The sequence below is a fragment of the Variovorax paradoxus genome (assembly GCF_030815855.1).
In the GTDB taxonomy this organism is placed as follows: Bacteria; Pseudomonadota; Gammaproteobacteria; order Burkholderiales; family Burkholderiaceae_C; genus Variovorax; species Variovorax paradoxus_M.
In genome coordinates this window covers 3118078-3137566 of the sequence record NZ_JAUSXG010000001.1, presented here as the reverse complement: position 1 = coordinate 3137566, position 19489 = coordinate 3118078, and the positions used below count along the sequence as shown (strand labels likewise).

Below are 19489 nucleotides of genomic sequence, written 5' to 3'. Positions count from 1 at the left end.
AAATAGGAACCTCGCAACACAGAACACGAAAGGAAACTCGATGTCGGCTGATGCTTGGTGGAAGAACGGAATCGTCTATCAAATCTATCCGCGCTCGTTCCAGGACAGCGATGGAGATGGCATCGGTGACCTGAGAGGCATCCGGAAGCGACTCGATTATCTGGTCGAGCTCGGCATCGATGCTGTCTGGATATCGCCGATCTACCCCTCACCAATGGCCGACTTCGGGTACGACATTTCCGACTACTGCAATGTCGATGCGCGTTTCGGCACGCTCGAAGACTTCGATGCGCTGTCCGCTGAATGCAAGGCGCGCGGCCTGAAGCTGGTGCTCGATTTCGTGCCCAACCACACGTCGGACCAGCACCCGTGGTTCGTGCAAAGCCGGGCCTCGCGCAACAACCCGCGGCGCGACTGGTATCTCTGGCGAGACCCCGCGCCCGGAGGCGGCCCGCCCAACAACTGGCTCAGCAACTTCGGCGGCCCGGCATGGACCTTCGACGAAGCCAGCGGCCAGTACTACTGCCACTCGTTCCTGAAGGAGCAGCCCGATCTCAACTGGCGCAACCCCGAAGTGCGGGAAGCGATGTACGAGGTGCTGCGCTTCTGGCTGCGGCGCGGCGTCGATGGCTTTCGCATCGACGTGCTGTATCACCTCGTGAAGGACGAGCTGTTTCGCGACAACCCGCCGAACCCGGCTTTCCAGCCGGGGCAGGATCCCTCGCACCGCTTGCTTGCGCTCTACACCACCGACCGCCCCGAGATGCAGGACATCGTGGTCGAGATGCGCCGCGTGGTCGACGAGTTCAGCGACGAAGCCTCCACGCGGGTACTGATCGGCGAACTCTATCTGCCGCTCGAACGGCTCATGGCCTACTACGGGTCGACCGCCGACGGGCTGTTGCAGGGCGTGCAGCTGCCGTTCAACTTTCAGCTCATTGCCGCGCCATGGCATGCGGCCGAAATCGACCGCATCGTGCGCAACTACGAAGCGGCGCTGCCGCACGGCGCGGCGCCCAACTGGGTGCTCGGCAACCACGACAAGCCGCGCATCGCGAGCCGTGTCGGGCAGGAGAGGGCGCGGCTCGCGGCGATGCTGCTGCTCACGTTGCGCGGCACGCCCACGCTCTACTACGGCGACGAGATCGGCCTGACCGACGTTCCCATTCCGCCCGAAGAAGTGCAAGACCCCTTCGAGAAGAACGAGCCGGGCAAGGGGCTCGGGCGCGATCCGCAGCGCACACCGATGCAGTGGAGCCGCGCCCACGCCGCCGGCTTTACCGACGGCACGCCGTGGCTGCGGCTCGGCGGCGACTGGGGCATGCGCAACGTCGAGTCGCAGGCGGCCGATCCGGCGTCGATGCTGCAGCTCTACAAGCGGTTGATCGCGCTGCGGCGGCACGAGCCCGCGCTGCATGAAGGAAGCCACGAGCAGCTCGATGCGGGCGCCGATGTGCTGGCCTACGCAAGAAGCTCGGGCGCGCGGCGGCTCGTCGTGCTGCTGAACTTCGGCGTCGCCGAGACCACCGTTCCTGCGAAGCTGCTGCCGGCCGAAGTGGTCGTGCTGGCCTCCACCCACGCCGACCGCACCGGCGCGGTCAAGGGCGAGCTGGTGCTCAAGCCGCTCGAGGGGGTGATCGTCGCGCAGTAGCCTCGCGCAGGAGCGGCGCGGCCGCGCCTCCTAGAATGGCGCCCCTTTTCGGCGCTTCCATACCAGACACCCGACCCGCGTGACCGCTCTTGCCGCTCCGGACTTTCCGACCTTCGACAGCTCTGACTTCAGCGGCGAAGCCGGCGCGTTCTACTTCGATCTGGTGCGGCTGCAGGACCGTCCGGACATTCCGCGTGCCTTTCCGCACCGGCACAACTACTACCACCTGCTCTGGATGAGCGACGCCGCCGGCACGCACATGCTGGACTTCGAGGGCTTCGAGGTCCGGCCCAACACCGTGTTCTTCGTGTCGCCCGGACAGCTTCACTCCTGGGCTTCTTCGGTGCGGCCGCGCGGCTACGTGATCAACTTCAGCACCGAATTTTTCGTGCAGATGTTTCCGCGCTCCGAAGACATTGCGCAGTTCCCTTTCTTTCACATCGCCCGCGATACCCCGGTGCTCTACCTCGACCAGGACCGGCACGACGAGCTGATGCCGCTGCTGCAGGAGATGGAGAAAGAGGTCATGAGCCGCGGGGAAGGCCGCTTCGACATCGTGCGGTCTTACCTGCTGATATTGCTCACGCGGCTTCGCCGGCTCTATCCCGAGCATGAAGCCGATGGCGTGTCGCCGCAGAGCTATTCGCTGACCAAGCGCTTCAAGCTGTTGATCGAGCAGCACTATCTCGACTTCGGGCCCGTGCGCGACTACGCCGAGGGCCTGCACGTGACCGAGCGCCAGCTCAACGATGCGGTCAAGCGAACGCTGGGCAAGACGGCGGGGCAGCTGGTGCACGAGCGCCTCATCCTCGAGGCCAAGCGCTTGCTGAGCAACACCGACGTGGCGGTGGCAGAGATCGCCTTCCAGCTCAACTTCGAAGACTTCGCCTACTTCTGCAGGTTCTTCAAGAAGCACACGCAGCTCACGCCCGGCGAGTTCAAGAAGCGCTATTCCGATCCGGTGAAGTAGCCGCGTGCGGCGAGGGCGCCGCTGCGGAAAAGTGCAATTCAAGCTCGCTTAAGTCCTAAGGAACGTCTGATCAAGTCCACCGATAGACGGTCTGAACGTTGATCACGCATGCTGAAGGAGCGCCAAAGATGAGCCAGATCAGTTTTTCGGATGCTGAGCATGCGGGCAAGAGGAAGAAGACACGCCGGGAAGTCTTCCTTGCCGAGATGGAACTGGTGGTGCCTTGGAAGGCCCTGCTCAAAGTCATCGAGCCGCACTACCCTGTGGCAGGCCGCGGACGCCGGCCGTATCCGCTCGAGGCGATGCTCCGCGTGCACCTGATGCAGAACTGGTTCGCGCTGAGCGATCCGGCGATGGAGGAAGCCCTGTACGAGATCGCCTCGCTGCGCGCGTTCGCGGGCCTGGGGATGGAGTCGGTTCCCGACGAGACGACGATCCTGAACTTCCGCCACCTGCTGGAGGCCAGCGATTTGGCCGAGGACATCTTCAAGCAGGTCAATGCCCACCTGGCCAAGAAGGGGCTGCTTCTGAAGAGAGGCTCCATCGTGGACGCCACGATCATCGCGGCACTGAATCGCCCCGGCTTTCGTGGAGGCCGGTTGGTTTAAGTCATACCACCGCCGTGGCGGTCTGACTGGCGAGTTGCCGATAGTAGTTTGCCTCAGCTTCTGCAGGCGGGATGTAGCCGATCGGTTCGAGCAGGCGTTGGTGGTTGAACCAGGACACCCATTCGAGCGTTGCGAACTCCACCGCCTCCTTGGTCTTCCACGGTGCTCGGCGATGGATCAACTCGGCCTTGTAGAGCCCATTGATCGTCTCGGCCAGGGCGTTGTCATAGGAGTCGCCTTTGCTGCCTACTGACGGCTCGATGCCCGCCTCGCCCAGCCGTTCGGTGTACCGGATGCTGACGTATTGCGAGCCGCGATCCGAGTGGCAAATCAAGCTGCCGTCGCGCTCGGGCTGACGGTCGTACAGCGCTTGCTCCAAGGCATCGAGCACGAAGTCCGTGCGCATCGAGCTACTGACCCGCCAGCCCACAATGCGCCGGGCGAACACGTCGATCACGAAGGCCACGTAGAGCCAGCCCTGCCAGGTCGACACGTACGTGAAGTCCGAGACCCACAGCTGGTTCGGACGCTGCGCGCGGAACTGCCGGTTGACCCGGTCCAGCGGGCATGGCGCCCTGGCATCGCTGATCGTGGTCTTCACCACCTTGCCGCGCATCACGCCTCTCAGCCCCAAGCGCCGCATCAGCCGCTCGACCGTGCAGCGCGCCACCGCAGTGCCCTCGCGTGCCAGTTGCCTCCAGACCTTGTCGGCCCCATAGACCTGCATGTTGGCCTGCCAGACGCGTTGTATCGCCGTAATGAGGACATCGTCGCGGCGTGCTCGGGCGCAGCGCTTGTGCGGCTCGCGCAGCAGTGCTGCGTGTCGCCGGTAGCCCGACGGGGCAACCTGCAAGACCTTGCAGATCGGCTCGACCCCGAAGGTGGCGCGATGCTTGTCGATGAAATCCCTCAGGACTTCAGCCGGCGGTCGAGCTCCGCCTGGGCGAAAAACGCGCTCGCCAGCTTCAGGATCTCGTTGGCCCTGCGCAGCTCCTTGACCTCGCGCTCGAGTTCCTTCAACCGCTGCGCCTCGCTGGTCGTCACGCCTTCTCGCACGCCGTGGTCGATCTCGTCGCGTTTGACCCATTCGTTCAGCGTCTGCGGCACGCAGCCGATCTTCGGTGCAATCGATTCGATCGCAGCCCATAGCGACGGGTACTCCCCACGGTGCTCCTGCACCATCCTCACCGCGCGCTCACGCACCTCGGGTGAAAACTTGTTCGACTTCTTCATGGCTCAATCCTCTCAGAGTGTTGAGCCTCCACGAAATCCGGGGCGATTCAGCACCCAGTTCGACCAAGAACGAGAGCGGGCAGCGAGACCCGGAGATGCACCAGACGAAGAAGGGCAACCAGTGGCACTTCGGGATGAAGGCGCACATCGGCGTGGACGCGGACTCGGGGCTGGTGCACACGGTGACGACCACGGCGGCCAATGAGGCCGACGTGGAGCAGGTGAGCGACCTGCTGCATGGCAAAGAGGACGCGGTGTGGGCCGACTCGGGCTATCGCGGAGCACAGAGCCGAGTGGAGCGCAGCGTGCAATGGCACATTGCAGGGCGCCCCAGCGACATGGCGAAGATGCCGGAGGGCCGGGCCAAGACCAGAGCGCGCAAGCAGGAATATCAAAAGGCCAGCATCCGGGCGAAGGTGGAGCACCCGTTCCGGGTGATCAAGCGGCAGTTCGGCCTTGCGAAGGTGAGGTTCAAGGGGCTGGCCAAGAACACGGCGCATGTGATCACGCTGTTTGCGTTGTCGAATCTGTGGATGGCCAGAAGGCAACTGATTGCGATGATGGGACAGGTGCGTCCGCAGACGGCGTGAATGGGCCGCAAAGGCTCTCAAACGCATGGCATGCCCACTGCAACGAGCCTTCGCGCGCAGCGGGACAGCAAGCACACTCGTCCTCAAGCCAATTTGCGACTTGATCAGACGTTCCCTAACGGCCAAGGGGCGTGCCTGCATAGAGTTCATCACCTTTCCAACTCACCGCGGCGACGCGGGCGATTGCAGTGATGAATGACATTCCCAAGCTCCGCACGGGCGGCCAACAGGTCGTCGACGCCTTGCTGGCGCAAGGCACCGACACGGTCTTCTGCGTACCGGGCGAAAGCTACCTGGACGTTCTGAATGCGCTCTATGCCGAGCAGCAGGCGCTGCGCGTCATTGCCTGCCGCCACGAAGGGGCGGCCGCGTTCATGGCCGAAGCGCACGGCAAGCTGACGGGGCGGCCCGGCGTCTGCATGGTGACCCGCGGCCCCGGCGCCACCAACGCCAGCATCGGCGTGCACACCGCGTTCCAGGACTCCACGCCGATGATCCTGCTGATCGGGCAGGTGGGGCGCGACATGCTCGAGCGTGAAGCGTTCCAGGAAATCGACTACCGGCGCATGTTCGGCACGTTCACGAAGTGGGTCGCGCAGATCGACGACGTGTCGCGCGTGTCGGAGTACATGACGCGCGCCTTCTCCGTCGCGATGTCGGGCCGCCCCGGCCCGGTGGTGCTGGCCCTGCCCGAGGACATGCTGACCGACTCGGCGTTTGCGCGCCGCTCGCCGAAAGTGGAGATCCCCGAGCCGCATCCCGCGCCCGAGGCGATGGCGAAATTGCGCGAGTGCCTGGTGCAGGCGCGCAAGCCGCTGCTGATGCTCGGCGGGCCGGGATGGAGCGACGCCGGCCTGCGCGACATCGAACGCTTTGCCACGCAGAACGGCCTGCCCGTGGCCTGTGCATTCAGGCGGCAAGACCTGTTCGACAACCGCGGTTCGCACTATGTGGGAGAAGTCGGCATAGGCCTGAATCCCGAACTGGCGCAGGCCGTACGCGAGGCGGACCTGCTGATCGCCGTGGGCACGCGCCTGGGAGAAATCGTGACCAGCGGCTACACGCTGCTCGAAGTTCCCGTGCCGCAGCAGCGGCTGGTGCACGTGCTGCCCTGCGCCGAAGAACTGGGCCGCGTGTACCAGCCGGAAGTCAAGGTGCTCGCCGGCATGAATGCGTTCGCCAGTGCTGCGGCAGCGCTCGCGCCCGTGGACGCCTCGGCCTGGCGGGACTGGCTGCACGACCTGCACGCCCGCTACACGCGCTACGTGGCGCCGGCACCGCGTGAGGCGCGCCTCGACCCCGCGCGCGTGATCGCGGCGCTGCGCGACACGCTCGAGCCCGATGCCATCCTGACCAACGGAGCGGGCAACTACAGCGCATGGGCGCATCGCTACTACCAGTTCTCGCGTCCGCGCAGCCAACTTGCGCCCACCAGCGGCGCCATGGGCTACGGCGTGCCCGCCGCCATTGCCGCCAAGCTGCACGATCCGTCGCGGCAGGTGGTGTGCCTGGCGGGGGACGGCTGCTTCCTGATGACTTCGCAGGAGCTCGCCACGGTGAAGCAGCACGCGCTGGCGATCATCTTCATCGTGTTCAACAACGGCATGTACGGAACCATCCGCATGCACCAGGAGGCGAACTATCCGGGGCGCCCCATCGGCACCGACCTGTGTAACCCCGACTTCGTCGCCTATGAGCAGTCCTTCGGCATCGAGGCCGAAAGGGTCGAGGACAGCGCGTCGTTCGGCCCCGCGCTGGACCGTGCGCTGGCTTCGGGCGGCGCACGCCTGATCGAACTGGCCATCGAGGCCGAGATCCTGACGCCGCGGACCACGCTGTCGGCCCTGCGGCGCTCGGCGCTCAAGTCGACCGCCTGAGCAATTCATCGGAAAAAAACCAAGGAGACACGACATGAAGAGAGCATGGAAGGCGCCGGCCGTGGCGCTGGGCATCGCTGTGGGCGCAAGCATGGGCGCAAGCGCGCAGCCCGCGGCATCGGCGGCGGATTTCCCGAACCGCCCCATCCGCATCGTGGTGCCCTTTGCAGCCGGCGGCGCCACCGACGTGATCGCACGCGTGGTCGGGCAGAAGGTGTCGGAGCAACTGGGCCAGCCGGTGGTGGTCGAAAACAAGGCCGGCGCCAACGGCAACATCGGCGCCGTGTCCGTCGCCCGCGCGGCGCCCGACGGCTACACCGTGCTCATGGCCACGTCCAGCCATGCGATCAATGCCACCCTGTACCGCAAGCTCGACTACCGCCTGACGACCGATTTTGCGGCGCTGTCGAATCTCGCGTCGGTGCCGCTGGTGCTGGTGGTGCACCCGTCGCTGCCCGCCCGGACGCCGGCGGAACTCGCTTCCCATGCCAAGTCCAACGACGGCAAGGTCAACTTCGCCTCCGGCGGCACCGGCACCGCGGCGCACCTGGCGGGCGAGCAGTTCAACACGCTGGCCGGCGTCCGCATGATGCACGTGCCCTATAAGGGCGGCGCGCTGGCGCAGAACGACCTCGTCGGCGGGCAGGTGCAGGCCATGTTCGCCAACCTGCCCGAGGCGCTCGCGCAAGTGCAGGCCGGGCGCCTGCGGCCGCTGGCCGTGACCGGCGGCACCCGCCGCGCGAACCTGCCCGACGTGCCCACCTTTGCCGAAGCGGGCTACCCGAAGCTGGACGCACGCTCGTGGTTCGGCCTCTTCGCACCGGCCGCTACGCCAGCGCCGGTGGTCGCCAGGCTGTCTTCCGCCATCGCCCGCGCCGTGGCCGATCCCGCCGTTCAGGCGCGGTTGAAGGAACTGGGGGCCGACCCCGTCGGCGACCAGCACGAAGCGTTCCAGAAGTTCGTGGGCCAGGAAGTGACGCGATGGGGTGCCCTGGTCGAACGCTCCGGCGCGACTGTGGACTGACGCACCGATCGATCCGTCCGCCCATTCATCTCATCGAGCAACAACAAACAAGGAAGTCCCATGCTCTACGACGTTCGCACCTACACCTGCCGACCCGGCACATTGAAGAAGCACCTGGCGCTGTATGCCGAGCACGGCTACGGCGTGCAGCGCCGCCATCTCGGCGAGCCGCTCGCGTACCTGCAGACCGAAACCGGCAATGTGAACAGCTACACGCACATCTGGATGTTTGCCGACGCCGCCGACCGCGAGCGCAAGCGCGCCGGCATGCAGCGCGACCCGGAGTGGGCCGCCTATCTGGAGAAGAGCGCGCAGGCCGCCTACCTGGTGTCGCAGGACACGCGGCTGATGGTACCCACGCCGTTCTTCAAGCCCTGAGCCCGCGGGCCAGCGCATTCGAGAACAAAAGAAACCCCGGAGACAAAAAACTTGTACCAACAAATCTACGACCCGATCGGCGGGTCATTGCTCTTGTCGTCGGCATTGGCCGCGCTTCCGCTCCTCGTCATGTTCCTTCTCTTGGGGTGGCTGAGGGTGGCGCCGCATATCGCGGCGCTGATATCGCTGGCCGTGTGCATGCTGGTGGCCGTGCTCGCCTACGGCATGCCGCTGGCGGCGACGCTGAACCTGGGGCTCTACGGCGCGGCGTTCGGCGTGCTCACGGTGCTGTGGATCATCGTCAACGCCATCTGGCTCTACAACATGACCGTGAAGTCGGGGCACTTCGCGGTGCTCAGGGACAGCTTTGCGCGCATCAGCCCCGACCCGCGCATCCAGGCCATCATCATCGCGTTCAGCTTCGGTGCCCTGATCGAGGCGCTGGCCGGTTCCGGAACCCCGATTGCAATTTCGGGCGCGATGCTGCTGGGCATCGGCGTGCGGCCGATGAAGGCGGTGGTGCTGGCGCTGGTCGCCAACACGGCGCCGGTGGCCTTCGGTGCGCTGGCGGTGCCGATCGTCACGCTCGCCAAGGTGTCGGGCGAGCCCTTCGGCTTGCTGGGAGCCATTGTCGGGCGCCAGACGCCGCTGCTCGCCGCCTTCGTTCCGCTGATCCTGATGTTCATCTTCGACGGCAAGCGCGGCCTGCGCCAGGTCTGGCCCGCCGCCGTGGTGGCCGGCGTGGCCTTCGCGGTTTCCCAATGGATCGCCGCCAACTACATCTCGGTGGAACTGGCCGACGTGTTCGGCGCCCTCGGTTCCGCCGGCGGGCTGCTGCTGTTCCTCAAGGTCTGGACGCCGGAGCCGTGCGGCGACATCGAAGACGTCGAGCCCGCCCCGGCGAACGTGGAGCGGCACGGCGGCGGCGCGTTGTGGCTGGCTTATGCGCCCTATGTGCTCATCATCGTCGTCTTCTCGCTGGCGCAGGTGGCCGGCATCAAGCAGTGGCTCGGGTTCGGCACCTTCCGTTTCGCATGGCCGGGGCTGGAGATCGCCAACGCCGCGGGTGCTCCGGTGGCCACGCAGTTTGTGCTCAATGCGCTCTCGGCGACCGGCACCTTGCTGCTCTTTGCGGGCGTGCTGTCGGCGCTTCTGCTGCGCGTGCGACCCGGTGTTGCCGTGGAGATCTACGGCGCCACGCTGAAGCAGCTGCGCTGGGCCATTCCGACCGTGCTTTGCGTGCTGGCGCTCGCCTTCGTCATGAACTATTCGGGCCAGACCATCACGCTCGGCCGCTGGATGGCGCAGACCGGGTCGGCCTTTGCGTTCCTGTCGCCAGTCATCGGCTGGCTCGGCGTGGCCGTGACGGGCTCCGACAACTCGTCCAACGCGCTCTTCGGCGCGCTGCAGGTTGCCGCCGCGCAAGAGACCGGCATGCGGCCGGCGCTTCTGGCGGCCGCCAACGCCTCCGGCGGCGTGCTCGGCAAGATGATCTCGCCGCAAAGCCTGGCAGTGGGGGCCGCCGCGGTCGGCGTCATCGGCCAGGAGGGCATCATCTTCCGCAAGACCATCGGCTGGAGCCTGCTGCTGTTGCTGGCTCTCTCGGTGCTGGTCTATCTTCAGGCGGGGCCCTTGGCCTGGATGCTGCCCTGAGCCGCCGGTTCTCCGCTTTCTTTTCAACGGATCTTTTCCCATGCAGAACTATCGTCAACTCTTCGACCTGAACGGAAAAATCGCCGTGGTGCTGGGCGCCGCATCGGGCATCGGCCAAGCCTCGGCCCATGCGCTGGGCGACCTCGGCGCGCACGTGGTGTGCGCCGACCGCGACACCGAAGGCGCGCGCGCCACCATGCAGGACATCACCGGCAAGGGCGGTTCGGCCGAATGGATGCCGGCCGACGCCGCGAGCGGGGCGGACATCGCGGCCCTGGCGGACCACACCGTGGCCGCGCACGGCCGGGTCGACATTGCGGTGGCGACGCCGGCGCTGAACATCCGCAAGCTCATCGTCGACTACACCGACGACGAGTTCGACCAGGTGATGAACCTCAACCTGAAGGGCGCCTTTCATTTCCTGCGCCGCTTCGGCGAACCCATGATCAAGCAGCGCGCGGGCAGCATCGTGCTGTGCTCGTCGATGCGTGCGGTCACCCTCGAGCCGGGCCTGGGCATCTACGCGGCCAGCAAGGCCGGCATCGCCCAGATGGTGAAGGGCTTTGCGTCGGAAGTCGGCCCGCACGGCGTGCGCGTCAATGCCGTGATGCCGAGCGTGATCGAAACGCGGCTCACGGCGCCGCTGAAGGAGCGGCCCGAAATCTACGACACCTATGCGGCGCACACGGTGTTCAACCGCTGGGGCCAGCCCTCCGAAGTGGGCGCGGCGGTCGCGTTCCTGGCCTCGGACGCAGCCAGCTTCATCACGGGCAGTTCGCTGTCGGTCGATGGCGGCTGGACCGCGATCGACGGCCCGCCCACCGGGCTGACCCGCACGCGGCCGTCGGAATAGCCGCGTCGCCTTTTTTGCGCGCGTTCACGCGCGGCGGCTATTTGCCTACTTGTCTACTTGCCGGAAGGATAGGTTTCCGGAACGCCGGAGTCCTTCGCCGCCGCATCGCGTTCCAGCGGCTCGACCGCGCGGGTCTGGTCGACGTGCAGGATCGCGTCGAACTGCACCGGCAGCCGCGCGAAGAAGTAGTGGCTCTGCCGTTCGGTTTCGGGCCGGTAGATGACGCCGATGGCGCGTTCGAGCCGCGGCTCCCGAAGCGCGAAGCAGTGGCTGCCTTCACCGCGCAGCGGCAGCATGAAGCGCTCGAGGCCGGTTTCGTGCATGAGGCCCTCGTGGCTGTCCGGCCGCGACGGAACGACCTGCTTGCGCTCGGCGGGCGCGCCCCAGTCGGAGGCCGCCATCACGGTGCCCGTGTGGGTGGTGAAGCCCACCAGCACCGCGTTGCGGCCTTCGCGTTCGCGCACCAGCTGGCCGACGTTGAGTTCGCCGCGGTCTTCGCCCATTTCGGTGGCGCGCGCGTCACCCAGGTGCGAGTTGTGCGCCCACACCACGATCTTGGGCCGCCCGCTGCCGCGCCACAGGTGGCGCTCGATCTCGCCCAGCGTCTCGACCATGTGCCGGTCGCGCAGGTTCCACGAGGAGACGTCGCTCAGGTACATCGAGCGGTAGTACGCCTCGGCGTTCTTGACGAGGCGCGCGTTCTGCTCGGCGTTGAAGGCGTGTTCCTCGTCGGCCACATCGCCGCTGCGCCAGGCATCGGCGGCGGCGCGGCGCATTTCCAGCAGCATGTCGACCACTTCCTGCTGGCAGGAAGGCGAGTTGCCGAGGCCCGCCATCAGGCCGTAGACCTGGTCGCGGTCGCCGAAGCGGTCGAAACAGCCGTAGCGCTCGCGTGCGAGCCGCGCGGCCTCGGGGTCGGTCCGTTCGAAGTAGGCGAGCACCGCTTCGATCGAGCCCTGCAGGCTGTAAAGATCGAGCCCGTAGAAGCCCGTCTTGCCCTGGGGCGGCTCGGCGTTGTTGAAGGCGCGCTGCCATTCGACGAAGCGGGCGACATCTTCGTTGCGCCACATCCAGGTCGGAAAGCGGCGAAAGCCCGCCAGCGCCTCGGATGCGCTCGCGTCGTCGCCGGCGCCTCTGACATAGCGGTTGACGCGGTAGACATCGGGCCAGTCGCCTTCGATGGCCACGGCGTTGAAGCCTTTCTCGGCCAGCAGGCGCCGCGTGATGTTCGCGCGCTCGGCGTAGAACTCGTGCGTGCCGTGCGAGGCTTCGCCGAGCAGCACATAGTGCGCATCGCCGATGAGGTCGAGCAGGGCGTCGTGGTCGTCCGGCGAACCGTCCATCGGATAGGCCGCGTGGCGCAGCGCCTCCGTCTCTTTCGACATGCGGGATGGCTTCATCGTGCAACGTCCTCAGGCTGGAGCGTGCGGTGGTGATGGCTCGCGTCTTCGAGCAGGCTGCACACTTCCTCGTCGCTCGTCTGCGAAAAATCGAGATACCAGCGTCCGACACCCAGGAATGGATCCAGTACTTCGGCGCAGACCAGTTCGTCGGCCTCGCGGCGCAAGAGCTCGCAGGCCTCGGGCGACGCGACCGGCGCGGCGACGACGATGCGGGCCGGCGCCTGCCGGCGTACCGCGCGCACCGCAACCCACATGGTCGATCCGGTGGCAAGCCCGTCGTCGACGAGGATCGCGGTGCGGCCGCGCAGATCGGGCGCGGGCCGCTCGCCGCGGTACGCGCGCTCGCGGCGTTCGAGTTCGCGCTGCTCGGCGCGCACCACGTCGTCGATCGCCTTCGCACCGATGCCAAGGTCCCGCACGAGTTCGTCGTCCAGCACCCGTTCGCCGCCGCCCGCAATGGCGCCCATGGCGTACTCCTCATGCCCCGGCACGCCCAGCTTGCGCACCACCAGCACATCGAGCGGCGCGTGGAGCGCCTCGGCCACCTCGTACGCGACCGGCGTGCCGCCGCGCGGCAGGGCCAGCACGATCAGGTCAGGCCTGTCTGCGTAACTTGTCAGTTTCTCGGCGAGCACGCGGCCCGCGTGCTGCCGGTTCCGGAAAAACTCGAACGCCATTTCGATGTCCTCCGGAACACCTTATTTTCAGCGGCGCATCGAGGCTGTAGGGGGATGCGCACATCGGCGTAGGCGTGCGCTGCCATGGCGCGGCCGGCAGGGTCCGGGCAGGCGCGCAAGGGCGCGGGGCGCTCCTAGGCGTTGCGCTGCAACGGCCCGGACCGGTAGCGCTGGGCAGCCTCCCAGGCATCGACGATCAGCGCGCGCGCCTTCGGGTGCTCCGGGTCCGTGGCCACCCATTCCGGATACGCATGCGGAAGGCTGGCCGCAGCCACGCGGATGGCATCGAACTCGTTCGGAGGCAGCGGCGGCGTTGCGCCGGCGCGATGGGCCAGCGTCTTGCGCAGGCCCGCCTTCCATGCATCCGGCAGGTGATCGACGGCGGGCAGGAGCGCCAGCGCGATATGCGCCGCGCGCGGACTCAGGGCTGCGGCATCGGCGCGCAAGCGCGCCAGGCATTCGGTACCGCTCATCTCTCACCTCCGGAGCATGTGCACATCTCGGCGATCGGCCGGCTCAGGCCGCCTGAATTTCGATGCGCCGCGGCTGGGCGTGTTCCGCCTTCGGAATGCGCAGCTTCAGCACACCCTGCTTGAGTTCCGCCGAGATGGCGGCCGTGTCCAGTTCCTTGCTCAGGGTGAACACGCGGCGGAAGCGGCCCAGGCCCACTTCGGTGTGGCTCGACTTCAAGCCCTCGGGAACCGCCAGGTCGGACTCCGCCTCGATGGTCAGCGTGTCGGACGCGACATGCAGGCCGAGCTTGTCGCGCGAAACGCCGGGCAGGTCGGCGAACAGGGTGATGCCGCCGCTGTCCTCGATCACGTCCACCGGGGGCGTGAGGGCGGCGTCGCTGTAGCGCGCGTCCTCTTTCCGGGCCAGTTCCTTCGACTCGGCGACACGGGGCGATGTGGTGTTGTTCATGGTCGTCTCTCCTTTCTTTCTTTGTCATTGAACGGCAATGCGCCGGGGCTGCGACGAAGCACGGCGCTGCACGGAGATGTGCAGCACGCCGTCGCGGTACTTGGCCTGGACGGCTTCAGGGTCGGCGTCGTCGGGCAAGGTCAGCACCCGCCGGAAGGCGCCCTCGAAGCGCTCGTTGATGTGAACGGCCGCCTTGTCATCGCCCTCGGGCAGCGCGTTGCCGCGCTTTCCCGCGATGGTGAGGAGGCCGCGCTCGAGGTTGACTTCGAGCGAGGACGGGTCGACGCCCGGCGCGAACGCGTAGATCTCCACGGTCTGTGGCGTGCCGCCGACGTTCAGGGCAGGGAAGCCGTTGCGGCCAAAGCCGCGGATGGTCGGAGACAGATCGAAGGCCTGCTGCATCTCGCGCTGCAGGCGATCCATCTCGGCGAACATGTCGCGCGGAAACAAGGATCGGTACATGGCGAAAACCTCCATTCGAAAGTGATTGAACGGAGCGCCGGAGGCCCCTCCAGCGCTTCCGATCAGCGAAATAGGCGCTGCCGGCGCGTTTTCAAGAGGGGGGTTTTTGCGACGCGCGGCGGCGCGAATCGCATGCTATGAGCCCGGCGCCGGCGATTGAAAAGAACATCGTTCGAGTCCCTTGAAGGACGGCCCGGCGGACCTAGTTCGATCGTCGTGGAAATCGTCAATCGTCATTCCAGACCTAGAGGAGATTTGTCATGTCGATGGACCTGCTCAAGCAAATTGCCGCGTCCCGCCTGCCCGTGTCTTTCCGCACACCCAAGGAGATCGACGAGGTCAGGATTCTTCGCCAGGCCGGATTCGTGATCGCCTTCGTTCCGGCGCCCGCCGATCCGCTGAAGCTTTCAGGCGCCGAGCCCGCCGCGCAAGTGCTGGCCATCACCGAAAAAGGCCGCGAAGAGTTGTCGCGCATCCGGTATCCGGGCGAAACACCGCGACCCCAGTCCCGCCACGGGGGCCTGAAAAACTGGCTCATCAATGCGCGCCATCGGCAGAGATTGCAGCAAGGTTTGCCTTCGCGCGGCAAGGATTCCCGGCCCTCCCAAAGCGTGTAGGCCGCTTCCTTCCTGAACATGCGCGGAAGTCCATGCCGGCGTATGCGCCGTTCCGCGCTGAATCCGATTCGCCATTCACTACAAGCGCGTACAGGAGACAGACATGGACTTCGAAGGCATCTACTGCTTTGACACGGCGACCGTCCGGTTTGCGGTCTACCCGGACGGTCCCGACGGCGCGCGGATCATCGCGCAGATTTCGGAAGAAACATTGCATGACGTGTTCGGCACGAGGAACCTCGGCGACCGGTTGCTCGAAACCTGCAGGACGCACTTCGACGCCATCGGCGCCGCCGCCCTGAAGCGCTACCGGGCCAACCCGAACCACGCCATCGTGCTCACCGTGGACGATTTTTCCCGCCGCATCTACCCAAGGTCCGCGGGTGTGCACACAGGGTCGCCGGCGACGTCGCTCGCGGCCTGAAACAGCCACGCGGGCAGGAGATTTTTTCTTCCCTGATCGCGTGATGGGTAACTCTCCGACACGGCAACGGGGTTTAAGCCTTACCCGCTGCACACGCTTTCTTTGCAAATTGTGTGCTCAGGCCTTGTAGATGCCGAAAGCGTGTTCCGTTGAGCACCCGGTCGCTGGCCTTCATGCGAGCAAGGAACACCGGTGCCAGTGACCCAAGCGCTATCAGAGCCCGAGGCGCAAGACGCCTACCTGTTCCGGGAGGGAACGCATTCCCGCTTGTACGACCTTCTGGGATGCCATCTTCGAAAAGAGGGCGGCGCCCGGTTCGCGGTATGGGCGCCCAACGCGGAATCGGTGGCGGTGGTCGGCGACTGGAACCATTGGTCCGGCGACGCCGACCCGCTGGTACCGTCGCCGGATGGCACCGGCATCTGGCAAGGCGATGCGGCCCACGCGGCGCCGGGCCAGGCCTACAAGTACCGCATCCGCTCACGCTTCGGCGGCTATGTGGTCGACAAGGCCGACCCGTTTGCGTTCTGCGCCGAACACCCGCCCGCCACGGCCTCGCGCATCTGCGAACTTTCCTACGAATGGAACGACGCCGAATGGATGGCCACGCGCGCGGCGCGCAACGCGCTCGATGCGCCGATGTCCGTCTACGAAGTGCACCTGGGCTCGTGGCGGCGGCAGGGCGGCGTCTTCATGGGCTACCGCGAAATCGCGCATGAACTGTCGGCCTACGTGAAGCACATGGGCTTCACGCATGTGGAGCTCATGCCGGTGACGGAGCACCCGTTCTACGGCTCATGGGGCTACCAGACCACCGGCTACTTTGCGCCCACGGCCCGCTTCGGATCGCCGCAGGATTTCATGTACCTGGTCGATCACCTGCACCAGAACGGCATCGGCGTGCTGCTGGACTGGGTGCCTTCGCATTTCCCCACCGACGAGCATGGGCTCGCGTTCTTTGACGGCACGCACCTCTACGAACATGCCGATCCGCGCCAGGGCTTTCACCCGGAATGGAATTCGAGCATCTTCAACTACGGGCGTCCGGAAGTGCGCAGCTTCCTGGTGTCGTCGGGCCTGTTCTGGCTCGACCGCTACCACCTCGACGGGCTGCGGGTCGACGCGGTGGCGTCGATGCTGTACCTCGACTATGCGCGCAAGCACGGCGAGTGGATTCCCAACCGCCACGGCGGCCGCGAGAACCTGGAGGCCATCGATTTCCTGCGGACGCTGAACCGTGCCATTTACCGCGAGCACCCCGACGCCATCAGCATCGCCGAGGAATCGACCGCGTGGCCGCGCGTTTCGCGCCCGACCGACATGGACGGCCTGGGCTTCGGCGAGAAATGGAACATGGGCTGGATGCACGACGTGCTCGCCTACATGAAGGAAGAGCCCGTCCATCGCAAGTACCACCACCACAAGCTGACGTTCTCGCTGGTCTATGCGTTCCACGAGAACTTCGTGCTTCCGCTGTCGCACGACGAAGTGGTTCATGGCAAGGGCTCGCTGCTCGGCAAGATGCCCGGCGACCCGTGGCAGCAGTTCGCCAATTTGCGTGCTCTGTTCGGCTTCATGTGGGCGCATCCGGGCAAGAAGCTGCTGTTCATGGGCGGCGAGTTCGGCCAGCGGCGCGAGTGGACGCACGACGGCGAACTCGAATGGTGGGTGTGCGACCTCGAAGGGCACTCGGGCCTGCAGCGGCTCGTTTCGCAGCTGAACCGGGTGTACCGCGGCGCGCCCGCGCTCTACCAGCAGGACTTCACCCCCTCGGGGTTCGAGTGGGTGGTGGCGGACGACGCCGAGCACAGCGTGTTCGCGTTCGTGCGCAAGGCGCGCGACGGCCATCCGCCGCTGCTGGTGGTGAGCAACATGACGCCGGTGCCGCGCACCAACTACCTGCTGGGCGTGCCGCTGGGCGGTTTCTGGCGCGAACTCATCAATACCGACGCAGTGGAATTCGGCGGCTCGGGCTGGGGCAACCTGGGGGGCGTCGAGTCCGCACCCGTGCGTTCGCATGGCCGCATGCACTCGGTGTGCGTGAGCTTGCCGCCGCTCTCCACGCTGATTTTCGAGCACCGGCCATCATGAAAAAACTGTTCACCACTCCCCAGGCGCCCGCGGCTTCGAGAATGCCCGAGCTGCAGGGCGGCGACAGGCGCGCGGTGATCGACACCGTCCTGCCGGCGGTGGACAACGGCCGCTTCCCGGTGAAATGCACCGTGGGAGAAATGGTGCGCGTGAAGGCGCATTGCTTCACCGACGGCCACGACGTGCTGCGGGTGCAGCTGTGCTGGCGGCCGCAGGACAAGGCCGAGTTCCGCGAAGTGGCGATGAAGCCGCTCGTCAACGACGTGTGGGAGGCCGCCTTCTCGCCGCCCGCGCTCGGCCGCTATGTCTACACCGTGGTGGCATGGGTCGACCCCTTCGAATCGTGGCGCAGCGAGATGACGCGCCGTGTCGATGCCGACGACGTGCGCATCGCGTCGCAGGTGGGCGCGCTCGAGGTGGCCGCGGCCGCCGAGCGGGCCGAGGGCGCCGACCGGCAGGCGCTTGCGCGCTGGGCCACCGAGCTCGACGCCGTGGCCGCCCATCCCGCCACCGAGGCGTCGACCCTCAAGGCACTGGCGCTCGACGAAGAGCTCGCCATGCTCGCGCGCCGCCACCCGGACCGCCGGCGCGAGGTGCGCTACCCCATCGAGCTGCCGCTGGAGGCCGAACGCGCGCGCGCGCGCTTCAGCACCTGGTACGAACTGTTCCCGCGCTCCACGAGCCCGACGCCCGGCGTGCACGGCACCTTCAAGGACGTGGAGGCGCGCCTGCCGGCCATTGCGGCCATGGGCTTCGACGTGCTCTACTTTCCGCCGATCCACCCTGTCGGCCGCCTGCAGCGCAAGGGGCCCAACAACGCGCTGGCCAGCGGACCCGACGATGTCGGCAGCCCCTGGGCCATCGGCGCGGCCGAGGGCGGGCACAAGTCGATTCTTCCGGCTCTCGGAACGGCGGAAGATTTTCGCCATCTGTATGCGCAGGCCGCGGCGCACGGGCTGGAGATTGCGCTGGACATCGCGTTCCAATGCGCGCCCGACCACCCCTACGTGAAGGCGCATCCCGACTGGTTCCGCTGGCGGCCCGACGGCAGCGTGCAGTACGCGGAAAACCCGCCCAAGAAGTACCAGGACATCTATCCCTTCAACTTCGAGAGCGAAGACTGGCGCGGCCTGTGGGCGGAGCTGCGCAGCGTCATCGAGCACTGGATCGGCGAGGGCGTGCGCATCTTCCGCGTCGACAACCCGCACACCAAGGCCTTTCCGTTCTGGGAGTGGGCCATCGGCGAAATCCGGCGCGAGCACCCGGACGTGATCTTCCTTGCGGAGGCCTTCACGCGGCCCAAGGTGATGCACCGGCTGGCGAAGCTCGGCTTCTCGCAGTCGTACACCTACTTCACCTGGCGCAACACCAAGCAGGAACTCACCGAGTACTTCACCGAGCTTTCCACCGCGCCCGGCGTCGACTACTTCAGGCCCAACGTGTGGCCGAACACGCCCGACATCCTGCACGAGCAGCTGCAGGGCGGAGAGCCCTCCGTGTACATGGCGCGGCTGGTGCTTGCCGCCACGCTGTCGGCCAACTACGGCATCTACGGGCCCGCCTACGAACTGCGCGAACACCGGCCGCGCTCGCCCGGCAGCGAGGAATACCTCGACTCCGAGAAATACCAGCTGCGCCACTGGAACCACGGCGACCCCGGCAGCCTGGCACCGTTCATCGCCCGGGTGAACCGCATCCGGCGCGAGAACCCTGCGCTGCAGCGGGACCGCAGCCTCCGGTTTCTTTCCATCGACAACGACCAGTTGCTGGCCTATGTGAAGGTCTCCGAGAGCGGCGACAACGCGATCGTGACCGTGGTGAACCTCGATGCGTACAACGTGCAGTCGGGCTGGCTCCAGTTCGACCCGCACAGCGTGGGCATCGACAGCGCGCGCCCGTTCCAGATGCACGACCTGCTGAGCGGACAGAGGTTCACCTGGCAGGGCGGCTGGCACTTCGTCCGGCTCGACCCGCACAGCGTGCCCGCGCACATCTTCGTCGTACGGCGGCGCCATGGCGACGAGCGCGACTTCGACTACTTCCTCTGAGGCCGCGCC

The 19489-nt window shown here is 66.5% G+C and carries 17 protein-coding genes, 2 pseudogenes and 1 other annotated feature; of the genes and pseudogenes, 13 read left to right on the top strand and 6 right to left on the bottom strand.

All coding sequences use genetic code 11. From position 1 onward, the window contains the following. The first annotated feature begins 40 nt into the window (after positions 1–40). From QFZ42_RS14800 to QFZ42_RS14790, 3 genes and pseudogenes are all read left to right on the top strand, one after another. Positions 41–1651: an alpha-amylase family glycosyl hydrolase gene (locus tag QFZ42_RS14800; protein ID WP_307701679.1), complete on the top strand. Its 1611-nt coding sequence runs from the start codon at positions 41–43 to the stop codon at positions 1649–1651. Between the two features lie 79 nt (positions 1652–1730). Then, positions 1731–2621: a helix-turn-helix domain-containing protein gene (locus tag QFZ42_RS14795; protein WP_307701678.1), complete on the top strand. Its 891-nt coding sequence runs from the start codon at positions 1731–1733 to the stop codon at positions 2619–2621. A 128-nt stretch (positions 2622–2749) separates the two neighbouring features. Beyond that, positions 2750–3190: pseudogene (locus tag QFZ42_RS14790) on the top strand (IS5 family transposase); the annotation flags it as partial. Between the two features lie 40 nt (positions 3191–3230). Here QFZ42_RS14790 and QFZ42_RS14785 read toward each other — a convergent pair. Next, a protein-coding gene (locus tag QFZ42_RS14785) for an IS3 family transposase (RefSeq protein WP_307701677.1) occupies positions 3231–4462 on the bottom strand; the annotation gives its coding sequence in 2 pieces (ribosomal slippage) (positions 3231–4174 and positions 4174–4462; 1233 coding nt in all). After that, positions 4068–4184, bottom strand: a sequence feature (AL1L pseudoknot). It overlaps the preceding gene by 117 nt. Before the next feature lie 50 nt (positions 4463–4512). Between QFZ42_RS14785 and QFZ42_RS14780 the strand changes: the two are divergent. From QFZ42_RS14780 to QFZ42_RS14755, 6 genes and pseudogenes are all read left to right on the top strand, one after another. After that, positions 4513–5052 (top strand): annotated as a pseudogene (locus QFZ42_RS14780) (IS5 family transposase); the annotation flags it as partial. 191 nt (positions 5053–5243) lie between these two features. After that, the gene (locus tag QFZ42_RS14775) at positions 5244–6929 is read left to right on the top strand and encodes a thiamine pyrophosphate-binding protein (RefSeq protein ID WP_307701676.1); all 1686 of its coding nucleotides are present in this window, start codon (positions 5244–5246) and stop codon (positions 6927–6929) included. 34 nt (positions 6930–6963) lie between these two features. Continuing rightward, positions 6964–7953: a Bug family tripartite tricarboxylate transporter substrate binding protein gene (locus tag QFZ42_RS14770; RefSeq protein WP_307701675.1), complete on the top strand. Its 990-nt coding sequence runs from the start codon at positions 6964–6966 to the stop codon at positions 7951–7953. Between the two features lie 60 nt (positions 7954–8013). After that, positions 8014–8331, top strand: coding sequence for an NIPSNAP family protein (locus QFZ42_RS14765; RefSeq protein WP_307701674.1), 318 nt, complete (start codon positions 8014–8016; stop codon positions 8329–8331). A 51-nt stretch (positions 8332–8382) separates the two neighbouring features. Further along, positions 8383–9984 carry an L-lactate permease gene (locus QFZ42_RS14760; RefSeq protein ID WP_307701673.1) on the top strand — a complete coding sequence of 534 codons (1602 nt, stop codon included), beginning with the start codon at positions 8383–8385 and terminating at the stop codon, positions 9982–9984. Between the two features lie 40 nt (positions 9985–10024). After that, positions 10025–10837, top strand: a complete 813-nt coding sequence (locus QFZ42_RS14755; RefSeq protein WP_307701672.1) for an SDR family NAD(P)-dependent oxidoreductase — start codon at positions 10025–10027, stop codon at positions 10835–10837. Positions 10838–10890: 53 nt separating this feature from the next. On the opposite strand, the gene QFZ42_RS14750 is transcribed toward QFZ42_RS14755, so the two are convergent. From QFZ42_RS14750 to QFZ42_RS14730, 5 genes are all read right to left on the bottom strand, one after another. Beyond that, positions 10891–12237: an erythromycin esterase family protein gene (locus QFZ42_RS14750; RefSeq protein ID WP_307701671.1), complete on the bottom strand. Its 1347-nt coding sequence runs from the start codon at positions 12235–12237 to the stop codon at positions 10891–10893. Next, positions 12234–12917: a phosphoribosyltransferase gene (locus tag QFZ42_RS14745; protein WP_307701670.1), complete on the bottom strand. Its 684-nt coding sequence runs from the start codon at positions 12915–12917 to the stop codon at positions 12234–12236. Before QFZ42_RS14745 ends, QFZ42_RS14750 begins: the two co-directional genes overlap by 4 nt. A gap of 134 nt (positions 12918–13051) precedes the next feature. Further along, complete coding sequence (locus QFZ42_RS14740) at positions 13052–13390, bottom strand: hypothetical protein (protein ID WP_307701669.1); 339 nt, start codon at positions 13388–13390, stop codon at positions 13052–13054. 43 nt (positions 13391–13433) lie between these two features. After that, positions 13434–13838 carry an Hsp20/alpha crystallin family protein gene (locus QFZ42_RS14735; protein ID WP_307701668.1) on the bottom strand — a complete coding sequence of 135 codons (405 nt, stop codon included), beginning with the start codon at positions 13836–13838 and terminating at the stop codon, positions 13434–13436. A 24-nt stretch (positions 13839–13862) separates the two neighbouring features. Continuing rightward, on the bottom strand, positions 13863–14300 hold the full coding sequence (locus QFZ42_RS14730; protein ID WP_307701667.1) for an Hsp20/alpha crystallin family protein: 438 nt from the start codon (positions 14298–14300) through the stop codon (positions 13863–13865). A 260-nt stretch (positions 14301–14560) separates the two neighbouring features. Between QFZ42_RS14730 and QFZ42_RS14725 the strand changes: the two genes are divergently transcribed. The 4 genes from QFZ42_RS14725 (at position 14561) to QFZ42_RS14710 (ending at position 19480) form a co-directional block, all read left to right on the top strand. After that, complete coding sequence (locus QFZ42_RS14725; RefSeq protein ID WP_307701666.1) at positions 14561–14917, top strand: hypothetical protein; 357 nt, start codon at positions 14561–14563, stop codon at positions 14915–14917. Positions 14918–15020: 103 nt separating this feature from the next. Further along, complete coding sequence (locus QFZ42_RS14720; protein WP_307701665.1) at positions 15021–15341, top strand: hypothetical protein; 321 nt, start codon at positions 15021–15023, stop codon at positions 15339–15341. Between the two features lie 192 nt (positions 15342–15533). Then, positions 15534–17432, top strand: a complete 1899-nt coding sequence (gene glgB / locus QFZ42_RS14715) for a 1,4-alpha-glucan branching protein GlgB (RefSeq protein ID WP_307701664.1) — start codon at positions 15534–15536, stop codon at positions 17430–17432. Continuing rightward, positions 17429–19480, top strand: a complete 2052-nt coding sequence (locus QFZ42_RS14710; protein ID WP_307701663.1) for an alpha-1,4-glucan--maltose-1-phosphate maltosyltransferase — start codon at positions 17429–17431, stop codon at positions 19478–19480. Before glgB ends, QFZ42_RS14710 begins: the two co-directional genes overlap by 4 nt. Positions 19481–19489 lie beyond the last annotated feature (9 nt).